Annotated in this window: 15 protein-coding genes; 10 read left to right on the top strand and 5 right to left on the bottom strand. The window is 71.4% G+C overall.

Going from position 1 to position 19457, the window contains the following annotated elements; translation table 11 throughout:
* Window positions 1-123 precede the first annotated feature (123 nt).
* Window positions 124-2766 (bottom strand): DUF6493 family protein, encoded by a 2643-nt coding sequence (locus QSK34_RS06940; protein WP_285581160.1) that lies wholly within the window; start codon window positions 2764-2766, stop codon window positions 124-126.
* On the bottom strand, window positions 2763-4103 hold the full coding sequence (locus QSK34_RS06935; RefSeq protein ID WP_285581158.1) for an SWIM zinc finger family protein: 1341 nt from the start codon (window positions 4101-4103) through the stop codon (window positions 2763-2765). Before QSK34_RS06935 ends, QSK34_RS06940 begins: the two co-directional genes overlap by 4 nt.
* Window positions 4104-4159: 56 nt before the next feature.
* Here QSK34_RS06935 and QSK34_RS06930 point away from each other — a divergent pair, with 56 nt between their 5' ends.
* From QSK34_RS06930 to QSK34_RS06915, 4 genes are read left to right on the top strand one after another with little or no spacing between them, the layout of a single operon-like run.
* Complete coding sequence (locus QSK34_RS06930) at window positions 4160-5275, top strand: serine hydrolase domain-containing protein (RefSeq protein WP_285581156.1); 1116 nt, start codon at window positions 4160-4162, stop codon at window positions 5273-5275.
* A 55-nt stretch (window positions 5276-5330) separates the two neighbouring features.
* Window positions 5331-6158, top strand: a complete 828-nt coding sequence (locus QSK34_RS06925) for a metallophosphoesterase family protein (protein ID WP_285581153.1) — start codon at window positions 5331-5333, stop codon at window positions 6156-6158.
* Window positions 6159-6162: 4 nt separating this feature from the next.
* Window positions 6163-6798, top strand: a complete 636-nt coding sequence (locus QSK34_RS06920; RefSeq protein WP_285581152.1) for an HAD family hydrolase — start codon at window positions 6163-6165, stop codon at window positions 6796-6798.
* Between the two features lies 1 nt (window position 6799).
* Window positions 6800-7453: a hypothetical protein gene (locus QSK34_RS06915; protein ID WP_285581150.1), complete on the top strand. Its 654-nt coding sequence runs from the start codon at window positions 6800-6802 to the stop codon at window positions 7451-7453.
* Between the two features lie 3 nt (window positions 7454-7456).
* Here the strand turns inward: QSK34_RS06915 and QSK34_RS06910 are convergent, their stop codons facing one another.
* On the bottom strand, window positions 7457-8065 hold the full coding sequence (locus QSK34_RS06910) for an LUD domain-containing protein (protein ID WP_285581148.1): 609 nt from the start codon (window positions 8063-8065) through the stop codon (window positions 7457-7459).
* A 63-nt stretch (window positions 8066-8128) separates the two neighbouring features.
* Between QSK34_RS06910 and QSK34_RS06905 the strand changes: the two genes are divergently transcribed.
* Entirely contained in the window at window positions 8129-8530 is a 402-nt protein-coding gene (locus QSK34_RS06905; protein WP_285581146.1) for a winged helix-turn-helix transcriptional regulator, read from the top strand.
* Window positions 8531-8541: 11 nt separating this feature from the next.
* On the top strand, window positions 8542-10251 hold the full coding sequence (locus tag QSK34_RS06900) for an alpha-amylase family glycosyl hydrolase (protein ID WP_285581144.1): 1710 nt from the start codon (window positions 8542-8544) through the stop codon (window positions 10249-10251).
* 104 nt (window positions 10252-10355) lie between these two features.
* On the opposite strand, the gene QSK34_RS06895 is transcribed toward QSK34_RS06900, so the two are convergent.
* The gene (locus tag QSK34_RS06895; protein WP_285581142.1) at window positions 10356-11027 is read right to left on the bottom strand and encodes a GntR family transcriptional regulator; all 672 of its coding nucleotides are present in this window, start codon (window positions 11025-11027) and stop codon (window positions 10356-10358) included.
* A gap of 91 nt (window positions 11028-11118) precedes the next feature.
* On the opposite strand from QSK34_RS06895, the gene QSK34_RS06890 reads away from it, so the two are divergent.
* The 4 genes from QSK34_RS06890 (at window position 11119) to QSK34_RS06875 (ending at window position 17214) form a co-directional block, all read left to right on the top strand.
* Window positions 11119-12378 (top strand): MFS transporter, encoded by a 1260-nt coding sequence (locus QSK34_RS06890; RefSeq protein WP_285581140.1) that lies wholly within the window; start codon window positions 11119-11121, stop codon window positions 12376-12378.
* A 370-nt stretch (window positions 12379-12748) separates the two neighbouring features.
* Window positions 12749-14404 (top strand): ABC transporter ATP-binding protein, encoded by a 1656-nt coding sequence (locus tag QSK34_RS06885; protein ID WP_285581138.1) that lies wholly within the window; start codon window positions 12749-12751, stop codon window positions 14402-14404.
* Window positions 14401-16125 carry an ABC transporter ATP-binding protein gene (locus tag QSK34_RS06880; protein WP_285581136.1) on the top strand — a complete coding sequence of 575 codons (1725 nt, stop codon included), beginning with the start codon at window positions 14401-14403 and terminating at the stop codon, window positions 16123-16125. Before QSK34_RS06885 ends, QSK34_RS06880 begins: the two co-directional genes overlap by 4 nt.
* Window positions 16126-16134: 9 nt before the next feature.
* Window positions 16135-17214, top strand: coding sequence for an iron-siderophore ABC transporter substrate-binding protein (locus QSK34_RS06875; RefSeq protein ID WP_285581133.1), 1080 nt, complete (start codon window positions 16135-16137; stop codon window positions 17212-17214).
* Between the two features lie 107 nt (window positions 17215-17321).
* Here the strand turns inward: QSK34_RS06875 and QSK34_RS06870 are convergent, their stop codons facing one another.
* On the bottom strand, window positions 17322-19133 hold the full coding sequence (locus QSK34_RS06870; protein ID WP_285581131.1) for a competence protein CoiA family protein: 1812 nt from the start codon (window positions 19131-19133) through the stop codon (window positions 17322-17324).
* Window positions 19134-19457 lie beyond the last annotated feature (324 nt).

Raw genomic sequence — 19457 nt, 5'->3', positions numbered from 1 at the left:
ATGACAACCTTCCGACAAGCCGCGAATGACGTGCGGGAAGGCTAGAGACCGGACACGGGCCGGGGCGTCCCCCGGGACGCGGAAGGCGGGTCCCCCGAGACGCTGAGCCGGCCCGCGCGGCGGCTAGTCCGCGAGCTGTTTCACCAGGGTTCTGGCCTCCATGGTCACCCGGCTCGACCCCTTCCTGGCCGCCAGTTCGGCCAGCCCCGGCACCTTGCCCTTCGCCCCGCACACCCGGGCCGCCTTCACCGCCACGCCCAGCAGCTCGCCCAGCCCGGAGCGGGGCTTGGCGCCCTCGTCCGGCAGCAGGCCGGGCAGGGCGACCGACAGCACCTCCCACACGGCGGCGTGGGCGCCCGCGTCGGCCGACTGGCCGAGCACCTCGGTGATGCGGCTGAGTTTCAGGACGTCGCCCGTCACCAGGCGGCGGATCGCGTCGCCGACGCCCTCGGCCGGGAAGTCGGGACGGCCCGCCAGGGCCAGGAAGGCCTCCCCGGCCGCCGAGCGCTGGACCGCCCGCTGGTGACCCATCGCGCCGACGACGGCCGCCGCGACCAGAGGGCCGACCGGGCCGGGGGCCACGGCCAGCGGGATGACGGCCTCGCCGGAGGGGTCGCTCTGGTCGGCCCAGACGCAGATCCAGCGGAGCAGGTAGGCGGCCGTGGCCTCGGGGTGGTTCGGAAGGGTGCCGGCCCAGATGTCGCGGGACCGGACCCAGTAGTTGAACTCGTCGTCGGGCGACAGGGTGACCAGAGTGCTGATGTGGTCGGGGAGCCGCCGGCCCGGGTTCATCGTGACGACCGGCTGCCGCTGGATCCAGCCGTGGCGGTCGGTGACCTTGACGGTCCACTCGACGACGGGGTCGGGCAGACCGCCCTCGCGGATCCATTCGGCCACCATGCGGCCCCCGTGACCGCCGATCTTCTCAGCGCGGTCGGCCACCGAGGCGTCGACGTCGCGGGGCAGGCGGAGCAGGGCCTGGGTGAGGTCGGCCGGGAAGGGCTCGCGGTCGCCGAGGGCTTCGAGCCGGGTCAGCAGGGTCTCGGGGTCGACGAGGTGACCGGGCAGCGTCGGGGTGGCGAGCAGGCAGGGGCGGGTCTCCCCCTCGGCGGCCATGCGGACGAGTTCGAGGGCCCGCTGCCGGAACAGGCGGGCGTGGGGGGTCGTTCTGCCGCGGTCGGGGTCGCGCGGCGGCAGCGCCAGGTGTTTGAGCCGATCGAGGAACGACGGGTTCAGGCCGAGGAGCTTGCGGGCCTTGGCGCGGAAGCCCTCGTCGGCGTGTTCGCCGATCAGCGCGGCGGCCCAGAACAACAACCAGCCCGGGTCGTCGGGGACGTAACCACTGGTCCGGAAGTACTCCCAGGCGGTGGGCTGGAAGTCGGCCTTGAAGCCGGCGACCATGGCGGCGCGGTCGTGGTGGCTCAGCTCCACCAGGGCGGCCATGACCCGCTCGAAGGTGTCCATGTCGTCGGTGTGCTGGACGTCGTGCAGCTCGATCACGAGTTCCGGGACGGTGCGGATCGGCGGCTGGAGCGGCGGCGCGCTCACCAGGGGGACGCCGGTGAACACCTCCTCCTCGGCCGTCTCGGTCACGCCGAACCTCTCGGCCAGCGGCGCGCGTTCGTCGGCGGGCAGCCGGACGGCCGCGTCGGCGACGGCCGCGCGGGCGGTCTCGGTCGACGGGCCGAGCTTGACCGCGAGGCGGATCGCGCGGGCGCGGGTCGCGGAGCTCTCGGCGGAGAACACGTCGGCCAGCGCGAGCAGGGCGCCCTCGGCCCTGACGGGGTCGGCCGCGGTGACCTTGAACGTGTCGGAGATCCACTTGAGCGCGGCCCCGACGTGCTTCTTCTCGGCCCGCAGGGCCAGCGCGCCGACGGCCTCGCCGAACAGGCCGGCGTCGAGCCGCCCGGCCAGATCGAGGGCGCGCAGTTCCCCGACCGCGAGGTCGGCGACGTTGGCGGCCCCGGCGGGCAGGCAGCGGACCAGGTCGCGGGCGGGCGTCTCGTCGGGGCCGGGCTCGAACCGGCGGCGCAGCTCCACGAACATGCCGAGGTCGCGGGCCTCGCCGCCGATCAGGAACCGGCCGATCGTGCCGTCGAGGACCGTCGCCCGGTCGAGGCGGCCCCTCTTCACCTCAGCGTGCAGCGCGTCGACGAACGCCGTGACGGCGGCGCTCTCCCAGGTGCTCCGGAAGGGGGCGGAGGCCCCTTCGGTGTCGAACAGGCGCGGCACCATCGTCTCGGCGATCGGGTCGTTCCTCAGGTCGCCCGTGACGAAGGCGTGCCACGCCCAGCAGACGGTGAACGCGTCGCCCTCGGGTTCGACGCCGGTCTCGAGCAGCATGGTCCGGGCCAGCGCGAATCCGGGCGGCCCGCCCTGCCGGCGCCACGACCAGCTCGACCCGCGGGGCGGCCGGAGCGCGGCCGTCAGCCGCCGGGCCAGGTCGGCCCGCCATTCGAGGGGACGCCCGCGCAGCGCCCCGGCGACGGTCTTCGCGTCGGCCCACGCGTCGGCGGGCTCGCGCAGCTCACGCCGGTTGAGCCAGGTGGCGACCTGGCCGGCCCCGCCGTGACAGAGGGCGCCGGCGACCCGCAGCCCGGTGATCTCGTGGCGGTGGTCGGTCGCGAACCGCCACTCGCCGAACTTGCGCACCCGCGCGGTCAGCTCGGCCTGGAGCTCCTTGCGCCCGGCGGCGTCGAGCCACTCGATCGCGGCGGGGATGTGGGTGTGGCGGCTCTGCGCGATCAGCTGGAGGACGGTGCTCACGCCGTCACCTCGGCCAGGGACGCGACCTTCTGGGCGGCCAGCACGTGTTTGCACGGCCCTCGCGACCCCCGGTAGTCGATCCACCAGGGACAGGTGCAGGTGGGCGCCGCACCGGGGGTGAGCCGGACGGTCCGTTCGTTCACCTGGGCCACGCCCGGGCCGGTGAACCGGACGGCCCCCCGCTCGACCAGGTCGAGCGCCGACTTCAGGCGCGGGTTCATGGCCAGGACGCGGCCGGCGTCGTAGGGCAGCTCGCGGTGGAAGTGGGCGGCCTCGGCGACGTCGTAGCCGACGCGGCCGCCGGTGCCCAGGCGGGTGAGGGCCGCGCCGACGCGGGCGCGAGTCAGGCCCGACTGCTCGGCGAGCAGGTCGGCGTCGAGGCGGGGCTCGAACCGCAGCAGCGCGCCCACGAGGTCGGCGTCGTCGGCCACGGTGTCGCCGTTGAGATCGTCGAGGACGGCCCCCTCGCCGGAGAACCCGCGCCGCGGCTCGGGCGACAGGGTGAGCGTGAACCGCATGCCGGGCAGCTCCAGCTCCCACGCGGACGCCATCGGCAGCCCGCCCTCGACGAGGGGACCGTAGACGCGCAGCCCGGTCGCGAACCGCAGCAGCGGCGCGAGCACGGCCAGCCGCTCGGGCCCGGCCAGGCAGACCGCGCCGGGCGTGGGGCGCGCGGCCAGCCGCAGCGACCGCCCGGCGGGCACCGCCCACAACACGCCGCGTTTGGGCAGGTCGCGCACGAACTTCACGGCCTCGGCCCGGCCCAGCGAGGCCCGCAGGTCGAATCTGGACGCGATCACCTGGACCTCGGCGAAGCCGCGTAACCAGCGCTCGGGCAGCGGCACCTTCTTCTCCACCACCGCGCCGTCGAGCGTGGTGGCGACCACCTCGTCGTCGCCCACGGCCAGGTGGAGGGGGTCGGTGCCGCCGACGCGGGCCAGCGCCCTGCGGAGCGGCACGTTGACGTCGACGTTGGTGGTGCCGACCTCGACCACGTCGCCGTCGAGCGCCTGCTGCAGCACGTCGAGCCGGGCGTAGACACCGCCGCACGCGGAGAACGACTCGAACCGCAGCCGGTCGCCGTTGCAGGTCACCACCGGGTCGCGCATGAACGTCACGGCGCGCAGATCGAAGTAGCGGGTCTTGGCGACGTCGGCCAGGCCGATCAGGGCGGCCGCCGCGGGGGCGGCGTTGGTCAGCACGCCGCTGAAGAAATGGGGGCGGGCGACCAGGCCGGAAGGGGTGAACCCGCCGGAGGTGGACAGGCCGAGAAGGCCGGCGGCGAGGTCGAGTTCGGAGGCTCGCGAATAGGAGTACGCGATCTGCGCGTCAGACATGGCGGGGACTCTAACGGCGTCGACCGACATTCACGGAACTCGATATAGTCGAACACATGAGCGATCTCCAGGGTGACGTGCAGGCCGCGATCGACGAACTCGTCGAGAAGGGCGTCGAGCGGGGCCTCCAGGTGTCGGTCTACCTGGGCGGCGAGCCCGTGGTCGACGCCGTGGCGGGGGTGGCCGACCCGGCGACCGGGCGGGCGGTGACGCCCGAGACGCCGTTCTACAACTACTCCGTCGGCAAGGGCGCCACCTCGGCCGTGCTCCACGTGCTCGCCGAGCGGGGCCTGATCGGCTACGACACGCCGATCGCCGAGGTGTGGCCCGAGTTCGCCGCCCACGGCAAAGGCCGGGCGACGGTCCGCATGGCCCTCGACCACTCCGTGGGTGTGCCGGGCATCCCGCTCACCACGACCGCCGAAGACCTCTGCGACTGGGAGGCGATGTGCGCGGCCGTCGCCGACGCCGAGCCGTGGTGGGAGCCGGGCACCGCGATCGGCTACCACGCCTACAGCTTCGGCTACATCGTCGGCGAGATCGTCCGGCGTGTCACCGGCAGGAAGATCTCCGAGGTCCTGCGCGACGAGGTCGCCGGCCCGCTCGGCGTGGCCGACGAGCTCTACTTCGGCATGCCCGCCGACCAGCACCACCGGCTGGCCGTCCTCGAAGACGCCCCGTCGCCCGAGCCGCCGCCGGGGCTGCCGGCCGAGCTGCCCGACCTGCCGATGTTCAGGGCGGCCCCCATGGCGCTGATGCCGACCGCCGCGTTCGGCAACCGGCCCGACATCCTGGCGGCCGACATCCCGGCCGGGGGCAAGATGTCGGCCCGCGCGATGGCCCGGCTCTACTCGGCGCTGATGACCGAGGTCGACGGCGTGCGGCTGATCTCCCCCGAACGCCTCCGCGAGATCTCGGCGATCTCCTTCGAGGGCGTCGACGCCGTCTTCGGCAACCCGGTGCGGTGGGGCCTCGGCTACGGCATCGGCCACCCGGGCGCGTTCGACGATCCCGACCCGACCACGTTCGGCGTCCCGGGCGCGGGGGGCGGCAGCGCCTACGCCGACACGAAGATCGGCATGGCCTTCGCCCTCACGAAGAACGTGCTCAGCACCGACTTCACCACCGCCACCACCATCAGCGACCTGGTCCGGCGGCGACTCACCGGGTGACGGCGAGCGGCTCGCAGGTGGATTTTGGGGGTCGAGGTCGGAGAGACTGCCCGTTATGACATTTCTTCTGGCGATCAGCGATGTGCACGTCGGTTACCCCGAGAACCGGGAGATCGTCGAGCGCATCCGCCCCCGGTCGGAGACCGACTGGTTGCTGCTGCCCGGAGACGTGTCCGAGAAGGTCGCCGACTTCGAGTGGGTGCTCGGCACCCTCGCCAGCCGCTTCGCCAGGGTCGTCTGGGCGCCCGGCAACCACGACCTGTGGACCCACCCGAGCGAGACGCTCCAGCTCCGCGGCGTCGAACGCTACGACCATCTGGTGAAGGTGGCCCGTGACCTGGGCGTCGTCACCCCCGAAGACCCCTACCCGACCTGGGAGGGCCCCGACGGCCCGGTCACGGTGGCGCCGCTCATGGTCCTCTACGACTACAGCTACCGCGTGCCCGGCGTCACGACCAAAGAGGCGGCGCTGAAGCTGGCCTACGACAAGGGCGTCGTCTGCACCGACGAGATGGTCCTCCACCCCGACCCCTACGACGGCATCGACGAGTGGTGCGCCGCCCGGGCCGAGGAGACCGAGCGCCGCCTGGCCGAGCGCCCCGGCGGCCTGCCGACGGTCCTGGTCAACCACTATCCGCTGGTCCGCGACCCCACGTTCGTGCTGCGCCACCCCGAGTTCGCGATCTGGTGCGGCACCGACCGCACCGCCGACTGGCACATCCGGTTCGGCGCGGTCGCCATGGTCTACGGCCACCTGCACATCCCCCGCACGACCTGGCACGACGGGGTGCGGTTCGAGGAGGTGTCGCTCGGCTACCCGCGGGAGTGGCGTCCGAGGAGCACGACACCGGGCGAGCTGCGGCAGATCCTGCCCGTGATCTGACGGCGTGATCGACACCGTGCTGATCGACACCGTCTTGTTCGACGTCGGGGGGGTCCTGACGGTCGACCCCTGGCAGGCCCTGTGGCTGACCGGCGGCGACGGTCTCGCCGACCGGCTCGGGCTCGACCACGAACGGGTCGACGCGATCGGCGAGCGGTTGTGGCCCGACTACTCCCTGCGGGTGCGCGACGAGGCCGACTACTGGCGCGACTTCGGGCGGGCGCTCGGCCGCGAGATCCCGGCCGAGGTCGTCGCGGCGGCGGAACACTCGACCCTGCGGAGCGACCCGGCGGCGGGGAGGGCCGTCGGGCTGCTCGCCGGCCACGGCGTCACGGTCGGATTCATCAGCGACAACACGTCGTTCTGGTTTCCCAAACAAATGCGCCTCATCGGCGAAGTCGCGGAAATCCGGCCGGACCACGTGTTCCTGTCCTATCTTCTCGGTGTGTCCAAACAGACCCCCGGAACCGGCCTCTTCGAGCTCGCCGCCCGAACGCTCGACCCGTCGCGCACCCTCGTCGTCGACGACCGGGCGCACAATATCGGCCGCGCCGCGAGCGCGGGTTTCCGGACGCGCTTCCACGCCCTCGGCGGCGATATCGGCCTGCTCGACGCCGTCAGGGAGAGCGCGGGAATTTAGGGTGCGATTCTTACGCCGCGCGCCCTCGCCGCCGCCCGTCGAGATCCAGGAACTGGGCGATCAGACGCAGGCCTTCCAGGCCATGCTGGTCGAGTACAACTGGCTCCGCCAGGAGAGCCTGAACGCCATCAGCAACCGGGTGACCATCGCCAACTTCATGTTCGGCGCCATGGCGATCATCCTGGCCGCCCTGATCGGCCAGCCCACCCCGAGCACCGGAACCGCCCTGGTCAGCCTGATCGGCGTTCCCCAGATCGCCAAGGTCGGGCTGATGATCTGGCTCGGCGAGTACAACCGCTCGCAACGTGCCGGGAAATGGCTGGCCGAACTCGAGGTGCGCATCAACACCGCCGTCGGGCGCAGGAACGTGTTGTCGTGGGAAAGCACGCTGCTGAGCAATTCCCTGCACATGTCCTATCCCTATTCGTCGGTGCTGCTGCTGTTGCTCGGCGCGGGCTGGGCCGGGATATTCGTCGGCGTGATGCAATTGCGGGTCACCGCCGGCCTGCCCGCCGGCCAGGTGCCGTGGCTCATCGGCGGGGTGCTGGTGGTGGCGGTCGTCATGGAGGCCTGGTTCCTGGTCTTCTTCCGCCGGAAATGGCTGCAGATAAAACGGAACTACTCCAAGTCCGGCCCGTCGATGTGGACGGTCTGAGCCTCAGAATCCCGCCGTCTCGCGCACCAGCACGACCACGCTCCGGCCCGGCATGAACTCGTTCTCGATGATGAGGATCCGGCTGATGAACGACTCCTGCCCGACGAGTTCCCGCAGCCGCCGCCCCTCCAGCACCAGGCTGTGCTCGCGCAGCCGGCGCAGCCCCGTCTCGACGTCCGGGACGATCTTCTGGGAGCCGACCACCCACACCGCCGTCCGGGCGCCCGACCCGTACGGGGCGAGTTGCGAGCCGCTGGCCGACGCGGTGAGCAGGCGGCCGTCCTCGGTCACGGCGTGCACGCTGCCGACGACGACCTCCGGGGTGGCGCCCAGCCTGATCCGGTCGCGCACGTCGTCGAGCGGGCCCGCGGAGGCGCGCACCGACACGTAGCCGCCCGACTCGTCGATGTCGGCGGCCAGGCCGGAGACCCGGAGGGTCTCGCTCGTGGCGGTGAAGATCGGCTGGTCCCTGGGGAGCAGGCCGCGGACGAGGTCGCGGGCCTCCACCAGGGTGTCGACGACGTGGACGTCGAAGCCGTTGGCCTTCAAGGCCCCGGCCGCGCGCTGGAGGGTGGTCTCGTCGGCGGGCAGGGCGAAGGTGGAATCGGTCATGATGTCCCATCTCATAGGTGGTTCCGTCTGGTAACTGACCACATTTTGCGGAACCATGACGTCATGGAGAAGACGGCACTTTCAGCTGCCTCAGGCACCTCGGGGGAACCACGTGACGAGCGGTTGTGCCGGGCGCGGCAGATGCTCGACCGGGTCGCCGACAAGTGGACGCTCAACGTCATCCACGTCATCGGCACGGAGACCAAGCGCTTCACCGTCATCAAGCGGGAGATTCCGGGCCTCAGCCAGCGCATGCTGACCGTCACGCTGCGCAACCTCGAACGCGACGGCCTGGTCACCCGGACGGTCCATCCGGTCGTCCCGCCGCGGGTCGATTACGAATTGACACCGCTGGGTCACACTTTGCGTTCGGCGGTTTGCGGTCTGTTGGACTGGTCCATGACAAACGTGGACGCGATCGACCGGGCCCGCGAGGCCTACGACGCCCGGCAGGCCGACATGTAGGGGAGGAACCCATGCATCCGAGCCCGGTTACGTGGCGTGACCAATTCCTGTACTTCCTGCTCCCCGACCGGTTCAGCGACGGCCGCGAGGAGACCCGCCCGAAGTACGACCGCACCGACGCCCACCGGGCCCCCGACCCGATCGTGTGGGCCGACTCGGGATCACGTTTCCAGGGCGGCACGATCAAGGGGATCACCGGCAAACTCGGCTACCTGCGCGACCTCGGCGTCACCACCCTGTGGCTCGGCCCGGTCTGGAAGCAGCGCCCCGACCTGGAGACCTACCACGGCTACGGCATCCAGGACTTCCTGGACGTCGACCCCAGGTTCGGCAGCCCCGACGACCTGCGCGCCCTCGTCGCCGCGGCCCACGACCGGGGCATGTACGTGCTCCTCGACGTCGTCTACAACCACACCGGCGACAACTGGTTCTACGACGACGGCGGCTCCCCCGTCTCCCAGCTCCCCTACCGGCCCGCCCCGCCCTACCCGATGCACGGCTGGCGCTCGGCCGACGGCGCCAGCGTCCGACACATCGCGGGCCGGGGCGACGGCGTCTGGCCGGAGCCGTTCCAGAACCCCGAGTGGTACACCCGGGCCGGCGGCATCGGCCGCTGGGACCCCGAACCGTGGGAGAACCCGCTCCACCCCGACGTCGAGTTCCGCCGGGGCGACTTCCAGACGCTGAAAGACCTGGCCCTCGGCCGCGACGAGGTCCTGTCGGCGGTGGTCGACGTCTACCGGCACTGGATCGCGTTCACCGACTGCGACGGGTTCCGGATCGACACGGTGAAGCACGTGCCGTGGGAGGTGTCGCGCAACTTCTGCGGGGCGATCCGCGAGTACGCCGAGTCGGTCGGCAAGGAGAACTTCCTGCTGCTCGGCGAGGTGACCGGTGGGGCGGAGATGGCGCGCGACTACCTTGACGTGTTCGGCCGCAACCTCGACGCCGTGCTCGACATCGGGCAGCCGGCGGCGCTGATCGCCGGGCTGGTCAAGGGGTTCGCCGACCCGCAGGCGTTCTTCGCGCAGTACCGGGGCCACGACGTCCTCGGCGGCCACCGCGAGACCGGCCGCTACCACGTGACGATGTTCGACGACCACGACATGGTCGGCCGTGAGCGCCGCCGTTTCTCGGCGGGGAACAGCGGGCCCCACTCCGACACCCAGGTGGCCCACGCGGTCGGCGTGCAGCTCACCACGCTGGGCATCCCGTGCGTCTACTACGGCACCGAGCAGGGCTTCGACGGCGCGTCTCCGGCCGGGGGCGACGACCGCTACATCCGCGAGACGATGTTCGGCGGCACGTTCGGGGCGTTCGGCACCCAGGGGTGTCACTTCTTCGACCCGGAGCATCCGGCGTACCGGCGGATCCGGGCCCTGGCGGCGGTCCGCAACCGGGCCGACGGCGTGGGGCTGGCGCTACGGCGCGGCCGCATGTACCTGCGGGAGATCTCGACGGGCGGCCCGTTCCGGCTCCCGGCGACCGGCGAGCTGACCGCGTGGTCGCGCCTCCTGCACGACCGCGAGGTCCTGGTCGCCCTCAATCCGACGCTGCACCCGCTGACGGCCCTGGTCACCGTCCACCGCCCGTTCCACCCGGAGGGGTCGGTGCTGTCGGTCCTCTACGGGGAGACGGCGCCGCCCTCGGTCGTCCACCACGAGGGCCGGGCGCTGGTGCGGGTCAGCCTGCCACCGGCGGGCATGGCGATCCTGGGCTGAAGGCCGAGGACTCGGCCGCACGGCGCTCTCCCCGAGCGTGACATGCGACCAGGTCGATTGAGACGGACCGTCCCCGATCAGTCGCAGGCCGAACCCCCTCCGGGTCAGCCTGGTTGCGACCCCGACGTGAACGCCGCCTGCAGTAAGGCCTCCGCGTCGTCCAGATACCTCGACAGGTACTGCTCCGCCTCGGCCAGCCGGCCCTCTTCCAGGAGCCCGGTCAGCAGGCGGTTGCGGGCGACGAACGGCGCGTGGAACGCGCCCGGGTTCTCCATCACGTGGAAGACCAGCCGCAGTTCGGCGAGCAGCTGGCCCATCAGCTCGTCGAGGCGGGAGCTTCCGTGGAGGGCGACGAGGGCCTGGTGGAAACGCAGGTTCGCGGTGCCGACGTCGCGCCAGCGGTCGTCGGCGGCGGCGCGTTCGCCCTCGTCGACCGCCTCGCGGCAGGCGGCCAGGTCTCCCCCGGCCGAGTTGCGCACCGCCGCGCACTCGATGACGCGCCGGACCAGGTAGAGGTCTTTCACGTCGGAGGCCGACAGCACCCGGACGAACACGCCCCGGTTGAGCTTGTGGACGAGCAGTCGCTCGTGGCCGAGCAGGCGGAAGGCCTCGCGCAGGGTGTTGCGGGAGATCTCCAGTTCGGCGCCGATGGCCTCTTCGGAGAGGCGTTCGCCGGGTGCGTAGACCGCCTGGGCGATGCGGTCGCGCAGCACACCCGCCACGAGTTCGGCGGTGCTGGCGCGCAGGAGATGGGCCCCGGTCCTCTGTTCACGCACGGTAACCAGCAAAACATGCGAACAAACCTCTTGTCGAATTGTTCAACAATTCTTATGTTGAAAATGGCCCACCTCCCCACGAAGGAGCGTCATGGCAACCTCCCAGTCCCGCCGGGTGATCGTCGCGAGCCTGATCGGCACGTCCCTGGAGTGGTACGACTTCTTCCTCTACGGCACCGCCGCCACCCTGGTCTTCGGCAAGGTCTTCTTCCCGACGTTCGAGCCGCTCACCGGCACCCTGCTCGCCCTCACGACCTACGCGGTCGGCTTCGTCGCCCGCCCGCTCGGCGGCATCGTCTTCGGCCACTTCGGCGACCGGGTCGGCCGCCGGGGTGTGCTCGTCACGACGCTCCTGCTGATGGGGATCGCGACGTTCCTCATCGGCCTGCTGCCCACCTACGCCGCCGTCGGCGTGGCCGCGCCGGTCCTGCTCGTGACGCTGCGTTTCCTCCAGGGGCTCGGCCTCGGCGGCGAGTGGGGCGGCGCGGTGGTGATGACGATGGAGCACGGCGACCCCGCCCGGAAGGGCTTCAACGCGAGCTGGCCGCAGGTCGGGGTGCCGGCCGGGAACCTGCTGGCGGCCGGCGCGCTCGGGGTGCTGTCGGCGGTCCTGCCCGAGCAGACCTTCCTCGACTGGGGGTGGCGGGTCCCGTTCCTGCTGTCGGGCGTGCTCGTGGGGGTGGGGCTCTGGATCCGGGTTCGGGTCTCCGAATCCCCCCTGTACGCCGAGATGCCCGCCAAGGCCCGCATGCCGCTGATCGACGTGATCACCACGCATCCGCGCGCCCTGCTGTCGGCCATCGCCGCCCGCATCGGCGTCGACGTCGCGTTCTACACCTTCACCCTCTACATCCTCACGTACGTCACCGGCACGCTGAACCTCGACCGGCAGACGGGCCTGAACGCGGTGCTGATCGCGTCGGCGTGCCAGCTCTTCCTGATCCCGCTGTTCGGCGCGTTGTCCGACCGGGTCGGCCGCAAGTCCGTCTACCTGGCCGGGGCGGCGGGCGCGGCGGTGTGGGCGTTCGTGTTCTTCCCGCTGCTCGACACCCGGTCGTTCGCCCTGATCGTGTTCGCGACGGTCGTGGCGCTGGCCTGCCACGCGGCCATGTACGGCCCGCAGGCCGCGTTCATCGCCGAGTTGTTCAGCACCCGCCTGCGCTACAGCGGGGCGTCGATGGGCTACCAGCTCGCGGGCGTGCTGGGCGGGGCGCTGGCGCCGATCATCGCGCTGGCGCTGCTCGACCGGTTCGGCAGCACCCTGGCCGTCTCGCTCTACGTCCTGGTCGCGCTGGGGATCACCGCCGCCGGCGTGGTCGCGGCGCCCGCGACGGCGGAGGCGCGCGTGTGACGCGCCGAGATCCGCGCCGCCACTTCACACGCGAAGGCCGCCGGCGAGGCCGGCTCGAAGACCGGAATGGAGGCGCTCGCGCGCGGCGACATCGGCCTCGACGGTCCCGGTCCCGGCGTGCGGGCGTCCACCGCGTCGGTGTGGCTCCCTCTTCTGGAGCACCGCGCGAAGGACACGGGTGGCGTCGCTGCCACGGCGCCACCCGTGCCGATCTCACCTCGCCGCCGACGGTCGCGATGGCGTGCCCGACGGCCGGGGCGCTCGTCCAGCAGGTATTCGCATCGGTGATCTCGAAGCGCTGAACTGGCCCGCGCCATCTGGTTAGTGTAGCCTTACCTAAGTTTTACTCGGGCGAGGCGGAGGGTGACGGGTGAGGGCTGTCCTGTGGCGGGCGATCTCGGGGCAGCGCCGTGACGTCGTCACCGGTGCCGTGCTGGGGGCCGCCCACCAGGCCGGTGAGGTCATGGTCCCGGTGCTGATCGGCGTCGTGATCGACCAGGGCGTTGCGGCGGGCGACCTGCCCGCGCTGGCCCGGTGGCTCGTCGTCCTGGCGGTCGTCTACGTCGCCCTGTCGTTCTCCTATCGTTTCGGCGCCCGCGCCGGGGAGCGCGCCGCCGAGCGGGCCGGGCACGCGCTGCGCATGGAACTGGTCGAACGGGTGCTCGACGCCCGGGGCGGCGCCGAGGAGGGCCGGCTCCCGGGCGCGCTGACCAACACCGCGACCGAGGACGCCAAGCGGGTCGGCGCGGTCAACATGTCGGTGATGCTGGCCTTCTCGGCGCTGATGGGCATCGTGGTCGCGGCGGTCGTGCTGCTGCGCATCTCCGTGCCGCTCGGCCTGGTCGTGCTGGCCGGCACCCCCCTGCTGCTGTTCCTGGGCCACCTGCTGAGCAAGCCGCTCGAGAAGGCCAGCGAAGACCAGCAGGACCGCGCCGCGCACGCGTCCGGCGTCGCGGCCGACCTGGTCAAGGGGCTGCGGGTGCTGAAGGGCATCGGCGCCGAGACGGCCGCGGTCGCCCGCTACCGGGTGACCAGCGGCGACTCCCTCGCCGCGACGCTGCGCGCGGCCCGCGCCGAGGCCCTGCAGACGGGCCTGGTCGTCGCGCTCACCGGCGTCTTCATCGCCGTCGTGGCGCTGGTCGGCGGCCGGCTGGCCGCCTCGGGTGAGATCACGCTCGGCGAGCTCGTCTCGGCCGTCGGCCTCGCGCTGTTCCTGATCGGCCCGCTGGAGGTCTTCGCCTGGGTGAACGCCCAGTTCGCCATGGGCCGGGCCTCGGCGGCCCGGATCGCGGAGGTGCTCGCCGCCCCCCACGCCATCGCCGCCGGCACGTCGCCGATGCCCGTTCCGGTACGCGGTTCGCTCCGCCTCCGCGGCGTCTCCCACGACACCCTCAAGGGCGTCGACCTGGAGGTGGCCCCGGGCGAGGTGCTCGGAGTGGCGGCCGTCGACCCGGCCGACGCGGTCAGCCTGCTGCGCTGCCTGGGCCGGACCGCCGACCCGTCGTCCGGGACCGTCGAGCTCGACGGGGTGGCGCTGGCCGACCTCGACCCGGCCGCGCTGCGCGAGGTGTTACTGGTCGCCGACCACGACGCCGACCTGTTCGAGGGCACGCTGCGCGAGAACGTCGGCGGCGCCCACCCCGAGGCGATGGCGGCGGCCGGCGCCGACGAGGTGGCCGGCGAACTGCCCGGCGGCATCGACGGCCACGTCGCCGAACGCGGCCAGTCGCTCTCGGGCGGCCAGCGGCAGCGGGTCGCCCTGGCCAGGGCGCTGGCGGCCGATCGCGCCGTCCTGGTCGTCCACGACCCGACCACGGCGGTCGACGCGGTGACCGAGGCGCGCATCGCCTCCCGGTTGCGCGACGTCCGGCGCGACCGGACCACGATCCTCGTCACCACCTCCCCCGCGCTGCTCGCGGTGGCCGACCGGGTGGTGCTGCTCGACGGCGGCCGGATCACCGACGCCGCCCCGCACGCCGACCTCGTGACCCGCAACGCCGCCTACCGGACGGCGGTGCTCGCGTGAACCGCGAACTGCTCCCCGTCGCCACGGCGGCCCGCACCCGCGCGGTGCTCCTCGACCTGGTCCGGCCCTATCGCGCGCTCGCCCTCGGCGGGTTCGCCGTGATGGTGGTGGCCACCTCCATCGGCCTGCTCACCCAGCCGCTGCTCGGCGCCGTCGTCGACCTGGTCGCCGCCGGGGAGCCCGCCGCCGCGATCACGACGCCGGTGCTGGCGCTCGTCGCGGTCGCGCTCACCCAGGGCGGCGCGATGACTGTCGGGCTCGCCCTGGTGTCGCGGCTCGGCGAGACGGTGCTGGCCCGGCTGCGCGAACGGTTCGTCGACCGGGCGATGCGGCTGCCGCTCGAACAGGTCGAACGGGCCGGGTCGGGCGACCTGACCGCCCGGGTGACCGGCGACGTCTCCCTGATCGCCGAGGCCGTGCGGGTCGCGCTGCCCGAGATGGCCCGCTCCGGCTTGGCGATCGTGCTCACGCTGGGCGCGCTGGCGATCCTCGACTGGCGGTTCCTGCTGGCCGCGCTGATCGCGGTGCCGGTCCAGTGGCACACCGCGCGCTGGTACGTCCGCAACGCCGGCCCCCTCTACGCCCGCCAGCGGGTGGCCGGCGGCGCCCAGCAGCAGCAGCTCCTCGACACCATCGGCGGCGCGACGACCGTGCGGGCGTTCCGGCTGGAGGCCGACCACACGGCCAAGGTCGCCGAACGCTCGAACACCGCCGTCTCGCTGACCCTCCAGGGCGTCAACCTGGTGCTGCGCTTCTACAGCCGCCTCCACGTCGCCGAGTACGCGGGCCTGGCCGCCGTGCTGGTCGCCGGGTTCCTCATGGTGCGTTCGGGGGCCGCGTCCATCGGCACGGCCACCGCCGCCGCCCTCTACTTCCACTCCCTGTTCGCCCCGGTGAACACCGCGCTGGTGCTGATCGACGACGCCCAGTCGGCGGGCGCGGCGCTGGCCCGCCTGGTCGGCGTCATCGACCAGCCCGAACCGCCCGCCCTCGACCGGCCGAAGGCCCCGCAGATCGAGGTCTCCGGGCTCGGCCACGCCTACGACGAGGGCCGGCCCGTGCTGCACGACGTCGACCTGACGATCCGCGCGGGCGAACGGGTCGCCCTGGTCGGCGCGAGCGGCGCGGGGAAGACCACCCTGGCGAGACTGATCGCCGGCATCCACCGGCCGTCGACGGGCACGATCGCCGTCCCCGGCGAGGTCGGCATGGTCACCCAGGACGTGCACGTCTTCGCCGGCCCGCTGGCCGACGACCTGCGCCTGGCCCGGCCCGACGCCACCGACGCCGACCTGCGCGAGGCGCTGACCAGGGTCGACGCGCTCACCTGGGCCGAGACGCTGCCCGAGGGCCTGGCCACGGTCGTCGGCGAGGGCGGCCACCGCCTCACCGCGACCCAGATCCAGCAGCTCGCGCTGGCCCGGCTGATCCTGGCCGACCCGCCCGTGGCCGTGCTCGACGAGGCGACCGCCGAGGCGGGCAGCGCCGGGGCGCGGGTGCTGGAGAAGGCCATCGAGACCACCGTCGAGGGCCGCACCGCCCTCATCGTCGCCCACCGCCTCACCCAGGCGGCGGCGACCGACCGGGTCGTCGTCATGGACGGCGGCCGAATCGTGGAGAGCGGCCCGCACGACGAGCTGCGCTCCTCCGGCGGCCGCTACGCCTCCCTCTGGGAGGCGTGGTCGGGTGTCCGCACCACCAGTGAAAACCCCCTCGAATAAGGAAATTCGATGCTCGGCATTACGAGAGGCATCCGGTTCGCCGCGGTGCTCGCCTCCTCCCTCCTGCTCGGCACCGTCGCCGCCTGCGGGTCGTCGTCGGAGACGGCAACCCCCGCCGCGTCGGCCCCGGCCGCCCCTCCGGCCGGCACGACCGCCCCCGCCGCCGCCTTCCCGGTGACGATCGAGCACAAGTTCGGCTCCACGACCGTCCCGGCCGCCCCGCAGCGGATCTTCACCGTCGGCCTGACCGACCAGGACGCCGCCATCGCGCTCGGCGTCGTCCCCGTGGGCACCACCAACTGGTTCGGCGGCTTCCCCGGCGCGATCGGCCCGTGGGCCACGCCGAAGCTGAACGGCGCCCCCGTCCCGACCCTGCTGGAGGACCCGGGCACCGGCCCGCAGGTCGAGAAGATCGCCGCCCTCAAGCCCGACCTGATCCTGGCCCTGTACGCGGGCCTGACCAAGGAGCAGTACGAGACCCTGTCGAAGTTCGCCCCGGTCGTGGCGCAGCCCGCGGCGTACAACGACTACGGCATCCCGTGGCAGGAGCAGACGCTCATCACCGGCAAGGCCCTCGGCAAGGAGACCGAGGCCAAGGCGCTGGTCGACGAGGTCGAGACCAAGTTCAAGACGATGGCCGCCGAGCACCCCGAGTTCGCCGGCAAGAAGGCCGTCGTGGCCACGCCCTACGAGGGCTTCTTCGTGTACGGCAGCCAGGACACCCGCTCCCGCAACCTCGTGTCGCTCGGCTTCAGCCTGCCGGAGGACCTCGACGCGGTGATCGGCGACAAGTTCGGCGCCAGCATCTCCAAGGAGCGCAGCGACCTCCTCGACCAGGACCTCATCATCTGGACGGTCCCCGACACCAAGAAGGACGTCGAGACGCTGCACAAGGACGCCGTCTACAAGGACATGAAGGTCGTCGCCGAGGGCCGCGAGGTCTTCGTCGGCGAGAGCACCAACTACGGCGTGGCGTTCTCGTTCGTGACGGTGCTGTCGCTGCCGTACGTGCTCGACCGGCTGGTACCGCAGCTGGCGCAGGCGGTCGACGGCGACCCTGCGACCAAGGTCGAGCCCGCCGCCGACTAGCGGCCGTCACTTGAATGAATCGGAGGCCGGGCCCACACAGGGGCCGGTCTCCGTTCTCACGGGCCGTAGGTCAGTCGATGGTCTGACGAGTGCGACCAGCCGCGTCGTCAGTCGGACCGCCCACTCACGATTCGATCGTGAAGCGCGGAGATCCGCGTCTTGTACTCGGCAAGTTGCTTGGAGTCGGCGAGATACAGGCTCTCCGGCGATCCTGCCAATAGTTGCTCCAGGCCCTTACACAGCTCCTTCGCGTAGCTTGGTTTACCTTGATCGATCGCGTGGCCGATCAAATCGATGTACGCGGAGATCTTTTGCCTGACCGCCCTGTGCGGGAGCCGGGATGGTTTCGTCGTAGCTGAGCGCCTGGTCTGAGGCACCGATGGCTGGCTGGTCAGGGCCCGCTGAAGACTGTTCAACAGCTCCTGGAATGCGCCGACGTGAGCAATGGGTACGGATCGAAAGAGTGCCAGCGCCTGACCGTGCAAGCGCCTCGCCTCGGGCACGTCTCCTGCCTTGGCCTTATCGAAGGCGAGATCGAGGATCCGGCCAAGTTCCCGGACCGATTCCGACGACGCAGCCGGTGGGGCTTCAGCTCTGTTGTCTGCCCTTCGCCGACGGTTGAGACGCTTGCGAGCCCGTTTCTGCTCCGTAGCGCTCAGCGTCGCGATGAGGGCCTCAGCTTCCCCATTGAGCCGTGTCGAGGCTTTGAGGTCACGAGCCTGACGCGCTTCGGTAAGTCCATCAAGAATGCTCTCCAGCCTTCCCCACGCCGATGCTTCGGGCGATACCTCGTCCGTTCTGGTCGGGGTAGGTTCTGCCAGGGGTTCGAGTTCCCCTTGGGGGAAGGCCTGTAAGCCTTGCGCGTGTATCCTCCACGTCACCCCTGTCTGGGTGCCCTCAGCTGAAATGAGCGCCGGACCTATCACTCGATGATCACGGCCGATCACCACGTCGGCTGTCTGCTCCGGCAACACGATGCGGACTTGCTGTGTCGGGAGCGTCACGACTTCGCTCTTGATCTCCGCCTCTATGACGCAGCCATTTGCCGAACGGGGCACCACGGCCAGCAGGCTGATGCTCAGCGGGAAACCTATGATCGACCCAACGCCTGCTTCCACCGCCCTAGATTCAGGTGGTGGCTCCATCACCTTCGCATGCTCCACCTCGGCGGGTGCCCCGGGCAGCCGGACGCTTAGACGGCGATGATCGGCCACGTGAGGGGTCCAGATGCGGCCCTGCTCGTCGAGCTTGCAATCCTCAAGGTTCGCCCAGAGCGGGATCTTGCCGCCGATCTTCGTCCCGATCCGGACCGTACGGCGGAGCCCATCGCTCTCACAATCGACCACAAGGGCGTACCCCCGCCTCCGGGTCATGTGCTTGACCATCGGCACGGTTGGAGAGAACAGCCAATCGACCTTCTTATGAGAGCGCCGGAGCGCGGCATCTCGCTGGGGCCAGGGTCGATCAGAGTCCCAACGCAGGTCGGGCCGGAGCGCGATGGCGATCAACAATCCCTTTGTCGTCTCGATCGTCATGCCGGTGCAGGTGCCACCCTGGCGCGGAATGGTGCCTTCCCAGCTGAACTCCCTGATCTGGTGGTCCTGCTTCGTCAACCAACGGGTCAGCGCCTGCCTGATGTAGAGGTGGTCGGCGCTGCCGACATCGTTGCTGGAACGGCGACAGGTGATGGGACGGCTGGTGCCCTCGGGATGGTGCGCGAAGTGCGGCACCTTCTGGGGTCCGATGCGGGTGTACAGCTCCTTCCCACAGCCTCCCAGCCACTCACCGCAGAAGAACCTTCGAGCGCTGTAGCGCTTGCGCAGCAGCTCTGCGTCGATGCGCCCGAACGGCATCAGGATCGGCTCGTGAGATTTGGGCGATCCGAGCACGGCGGTCTGAACCTTGCGCTTGTCCGTCATCTGCACCTGCCCCGACGAGGCCCGAGAGTGGCGACAGGCTACAAGATCGGGGCACTACCCAACAGACCGTAACTCTCAGTAGTAGGCGGCCGAACGGTGCATGATCCGGCCCTCCTCTCCTGCCGGACAGCGGCGGAACAGGCCGGGTTTCATGATCCATTATCAGCCGGCGAAACGCACCCGAAGAGATTCGTCGAAGCGTTCAAGCTCCTCCGCAGGACGATCGAGGCGACCAGCCCCTGCGAGGCCCGCGCCGAGCAGGGCGGGCCTCGCCGCAGGCGGTGTCCACCCAGTCGGTTTCGGTCGGCACTGGTGCAGCCCCGC

It is taken from the genome of Herbidospora sp. NBRC 101105 (assembly GCF_030269205.1).
In the GTDB taxonomy this organism is placed as follows: Bacteria; Actinomycetota; Actinomycetes; order Streptosporangiales; family Streptosporangiaceae; genus Herbidospora; species Herbidospora solisilvae.
Note: the sequence above shows the minus strand (reverse complement) of the source record. Positions and strands in the feature narration are given on the sequence as shown.